Source organism: Paenibacillus sp. OT2-17, from assembly GCF_009827695.1.
GTDB lineage: Bacteria > Bacillota > Bacilli > Paenibacillales > Paenibacillaceae > Paenibacillus > Paenibacillus polymyxa_B.
In genome coordinates, this window is record NZ_WUDQ01000338.1 from 1 (window position 1) to 3,975 (window position 3,975).

Sequence of the window (3,975 nt, forward strand, 5' to 3'; positions counted from 1 at the left end):
ATGAAGGGAAGAAGCAGGGATGCCACAGATAAAGGCCGTTCAAACACCGATTGGAGCATTGTATGGACGAGATGCGATCTATTTGGACCATGTGCATATGAATTATTCGAAGAAGGAGCTAGTTTTGAAGGGAGAGATTAATGGGGGGCTGGCAGCGGAAGCAACAGATGGTTTTGTGCCCTACGAACTGATATTCACAGAAGTCTACTACTTCAACATGATTGAACTGGACGTTGCTTTGCACCTGTCTGATCGGGAATATACGCAGGGCAGCAGCTTTGATGAGCTTACAGATACGCCGTTATTGGCTACAATAGCAAGTGCACGGGGGAAAAATCTAAAGCACCTTATGCTAAAAACCTATGACGATATAGTAGAAATTGCCTGTGGAGACTATAAGATGACTATATAAACGGTTGATTTTTAAGAAGAGGAGCAGGATCAATGGATACCCAAATTGAACTATTAAACGTGACTGTATGCTGAATATGTTATTCATACTGTCGGTCCTGTGTGGAATGGTGGCGACCATCGGGAAGAGGAGCTATTGGCGAAATGCTACCATAATGCACTCCAATTAGCTTTAGAACTGAATGCACGAAGCATTGCCTTTCCGAATATCAGCTGAATGAGAGAATACATGCGTGGAAATTAGGGGGGATCATGATGCATGAGGAGCAAAACCAGGAACATTGGCCGGTGTGGGCTACGGAGCCTGTAAAAATAGTGAATGCTGATCCTGCCTGGTCAGAGCAGGGCTTAAAGATCATTCACCAGTTGCGGGAGTTATTACTGCCGTTTAAGGTGACGGAAATCGAACATATAGGAAGCACGGCAATTCCCAATCTTTCCGCTAAGCCCATTATTGATATTATGGCAAAATTAGAATCTTGGGATCAACTGGAACAGGTCGTATCTGCTTTACAACCAGCAGGCTGGAACTATGTTCCACCTGAATTGGACGGTCGGGAATGGAGAAGATTTTTGGTTAAAGTGGAACAGGATCAAAGAAAGGGACATCTGCATCTCATGCTGAAATCTGATGAGCATTGGGATCAGCAGCTATTGTTTCGGAATCGACTTCGTGAACAGCCTGAGCTGATTCAGCAATATTATGTATTAAAAAGACGGCTGGCGATGGAAAATCAGCAAAACGTTCTGAATACCGGACATCCTAAAGATTAGGACGACCGGACTCCTGGATACTTTCCGACCAAGCGCCGAAATCTCCGACATTTGTTATTGCCGTGTAGGGGAATGGCCGGAAGGCTTGCCAGCACACCAGAAAAAGCTTATTCAGAAGCTGCTAAAGTAACTTTCATCCAGTACTCATGTTCATTTCATGATAGGAAAAATCGTATTTATAGACGTTTCAAGAATACGCTGATGCGTTCCAAAGCCATTTCCAACTGTTCTCGTGATGATGCATACGAGCAGCGGATAAAGCCCTCGCCGCCTGGGCCAAATGCGGAACCGGGTACAGTAATGACTCCTTCTTCTTCCAGCAACCGCTTGGCAAACTGCTCTGAGCTTAACCCTGTGTGCATAATGGAGGGAAAAGCATAGAAGGCACCGTTTGGTTCGTGACATGGCAGTCCTGTCTGACATAGGCCTTCAACGAACCATTTTCTACGCAGATTGTAGGATTCCATCATACGATCTTTTTCCTCCAGCCCGTTACGCAGGGATTCAATTGCGGCAATTTGCCCGATAATAGGAGCGCACATGGCGGTATATTGATGAATCTTCAGCATAGCTGAAATCAACTCTCTTGGGCCGCACACGTAGCCGACCCTCCAGCCTGTCATCGCAAATGCTTTGGAAAAGCCGCTGATGAGCAGGGTGCGCTCTTTCATTCCCGGCAGAGCAGCGAAGCTTACATGCTTCTGTCCATAGGTCAGTTCAGCATAAATTTCGTCTGATATGACGACAAGATTATGCTCCTCAACCAGGCGGGCAATCGGTAGCCAATCCTCATAGGTCATCACCCCACCCGTCGGATTATTCGGATAACAGAGAATAAGCACTTTGGATCGTGGAGTCAGCTTGGCTTGGAGTGCCTCAGCTGTCAGCTTGAACTGCTGATCCGCAGAGGTTTCAACCGTTACGGTATGTCCTCCGTTCAGAAACGTGATGGGTGAATACGAAATATAACATGGAGCCGGAATGAGTATTTCATCGTGTGCGGTGATCAGGGCGCGTAGTGCCAAATCCAGTGCTTCACTGCTGCCAATGGTAACCATGATTTCATCTGTCGGGTTGTAGGATGTGCTGAAGCTGCTCTCCAGATATCCGGCAATCTCTTCACGAAGCTCGGGAAGACCAGCATTCGGTGTGTATGATGTTTTACCATTTTCCAGTGCTGTGATACAGGCCTTTCTGACATGTTGAGGGGTTACAAAGTCAGGTTCACCGACACCAAGCGATACAATATCTTTTCTGCCTGTACTATATTCGAAAAACTTACGGATGCCTGAAGGTGGCATTTCCCGTACAGCTGGAGTCAAAAAATCGGTTATTGATACTGCTGTCGATACATTTGTCATGATGATTTCCTCCTTTTTAAAAAACAAAAAAACCCGCCCCTGTAAAAGGGACGAGTTTATACCCGTGTTACCACCCTAGTTTCATTCCATAGGAAATGACACTCTGTTCACGTATCCATCAATACGTGTTCCGGTTAACGCTGGAAAGGCGGCAGAGCTTACTTCAGGTTCAGCCCGCTTCTCAGAGATGGCGTTCGGCTACCCTCGGAATGTTGGCTTTCACCTGCCCCAACTCTCTGCAAATCCGCTGTATAGCTTACTCGTTCTCGTCATTGAAATTTGTTACCGTATCAAGTTAGGTGTAATTATAAGCACAACATTTCAGGATGGCAAGTCTTTTTTTTATAAACTTTAAAGACACATCATCATCATTGACGACTGGAAAATAACGTATATAGTGGTATCAAGGGGATTGTGCCCCAGATTTCAATGTGTTATATGACTATATTGCCAGAGAGGAATGGTATCCATATGAACGTATTTGAACGCTTTAGCAGTGAAGTTTTGCCGGCGGATTGGAGCTGGATCAATGAGCCGGCTGAGTGGAGATTCGATGATTCCAAGTCTTTGCAAATTTCTGCCCCTTCACAGGCAGATTTCTTTAGGGATCCGTCTGGCGCAGCGACTAAATCGTCCGCACCCTTTTTGCATACAACGCTTCAAGGTGATTTTACAATATGGACGAGGGTCCGTGTTGATATGAAGCAGCCTTATGATTCAGGATGCTTGATGATGATGGCGAATGATACCCACTGGGCTAAGCTGTGTTTTGAATATTTTGAAAGCACTCCATCTATTCTTAGTGTGGTCACTCGGGATACATCCGATGATTGTATCTCTGGGGCGATGGACGTGTCCAATCCGTATTTACGAGTGGCACGAGCTGGAAATTGCTTTGCATTCCATTATTCATCAGACGGTCAGCATTGGAAGCTGGCGAGATATTTTGGTATGAATGTTCCTAACCAGCTAAAAGTTGGAGTTGTTGCTCAATCCCCGGTGGGGGAGGGCTGTGCTGTTACCTTTGATGCCTTGACGATAACAAACCATGTATCCGAGGACATACGAAACGTGGAGTAAATAGACAAAGGCTTTCTCTCTAAGTATGAAAGCGCTATAAAATAGGGCTTGAAAAGACGTATATACGTATACTCAGGCAGGAGGTAGATGGAAACTTGCTGTTAAGAAGGAAGGGCTACAAGCTGCTCAGTTTGTTGGGAGTGCTGCTTGTAGCTACGTTGGGCTGTTTCGGACTCATTATGTATTTACAGTCCACAAGCGGAACGAGGATGTATCAATTTCTGTACTGGGATATATTCCTGGCCTGGGTTCCGGTCTTTATCACTCTGGGAATGATGGCTATATCCAGACTGCAAAGTACAAAAGTGAGAAGTATTCTTTTATTTTTCTCTTCAATTGTATGGTTGTT

General features: G+C 45.4%; 4 protein-coding genes, 2 pseudogenes and 1 other annotated feature. Of the genes and pseudogenes, 5 read left to right on the forward strand and 1 reads right to left on the reverse strand.

Annotated features, from left to right (window positions below; all coding sequences use genetic code 11):
• Nucleotides 1-19: 19 nt before the first annotated feature.
• The 3 genes and pseudogenes from GRP75_RS20705 (at nucleotide 20) to GRP75_RS20715 (ending at nucleotide 1,185) form a co-directional block, all read left to right on the forward strand.
• Nucleotides 20-412 carry a hypothetical protein gene (locus GRP75_RS20705; protein WP_023988064.1) on the forward strand — a complete coding sequence of 131 codons (393 nt, stop codon included), beginning with the start codon at nucleotides 20-22 and terminating at the stop codon, nucleotides 410-412.
• A gap of 63 nt (nucleotides 413-475) precedes the next feature.
• Nucleotides 476-625: pseudogene (locus tag GRP75_RS20710) on the forward strand (macro domain-containing protein); the annotation flags it as partial.
• A 41-nt stretch (nucleotides 626-666) separates the two neighbouring features.
• Nucleotides 667-1,185 carry a GrpB family protein gene (locus GRP75_RS20715; RefSeq protein ID WP_483311102.1) on the forward strand — a complete coding sequence of 173 codons (519 nt, stop codon included), beginning with the start codon at nucleotides 667-669 and terminating at the stop codon, nucleotides 1,183-1,185.
• Nucleotides 1,186-1,361: 176 nt separating this feature from the next.
• On the opposite strand, the gene GRP75_RS20720 is transcribed toward GRP75_RS20715, so the two are convergent.
• Nucleotides 1,362-2,546, reverse strand: coding sequence for an aminotransferase class I/II-fold pyridoxal phosphate-dependent enzyme (locus tag GRP75_RS20720; RefSeq protein WP_023988066.1), 1,185 nt, complete (start codon nucleotides 2,544-2,546; stop codon nucleotides 1,362-1,364).
• A 43-nt stretch (nucleotides 2,547-2,589) separates the two neighbouring features.
• Nucleotides 2,590-2,828 (reverse strand) — a binding site (T-box leader).
• 189 nt (nucleotides 2,829-3,017) lie between these two features.
• On the opposite strand from GRP75_RS20720, the gene GRP75_RS20725 reads away from it, so the two are divergent.
• Together GRP75_RS20725 and GRP75_RS20730 are read left to right on the forward strand one after the other, a co-directional pair.
• Complete coding sequence (locus GRP75_RS20725; protein ID WP_069080857.1) at nucleotides 3,018-3,626, forward strand: DUF1349 domain-containing protein; 609 nt, start codon at nucleotides 3,018-3,020, stop codon at nucleotides 3,624-3,626.
• Nucleotides 3,627-3,721: 95 nt separating this feature from the next.
• Nucleotides 3,722-3,975 (forward strand): annotated as a pseudogene (locus tag GRP75_RS20730) (DUF1361 domain-containing protein); the annotation flags it as partial.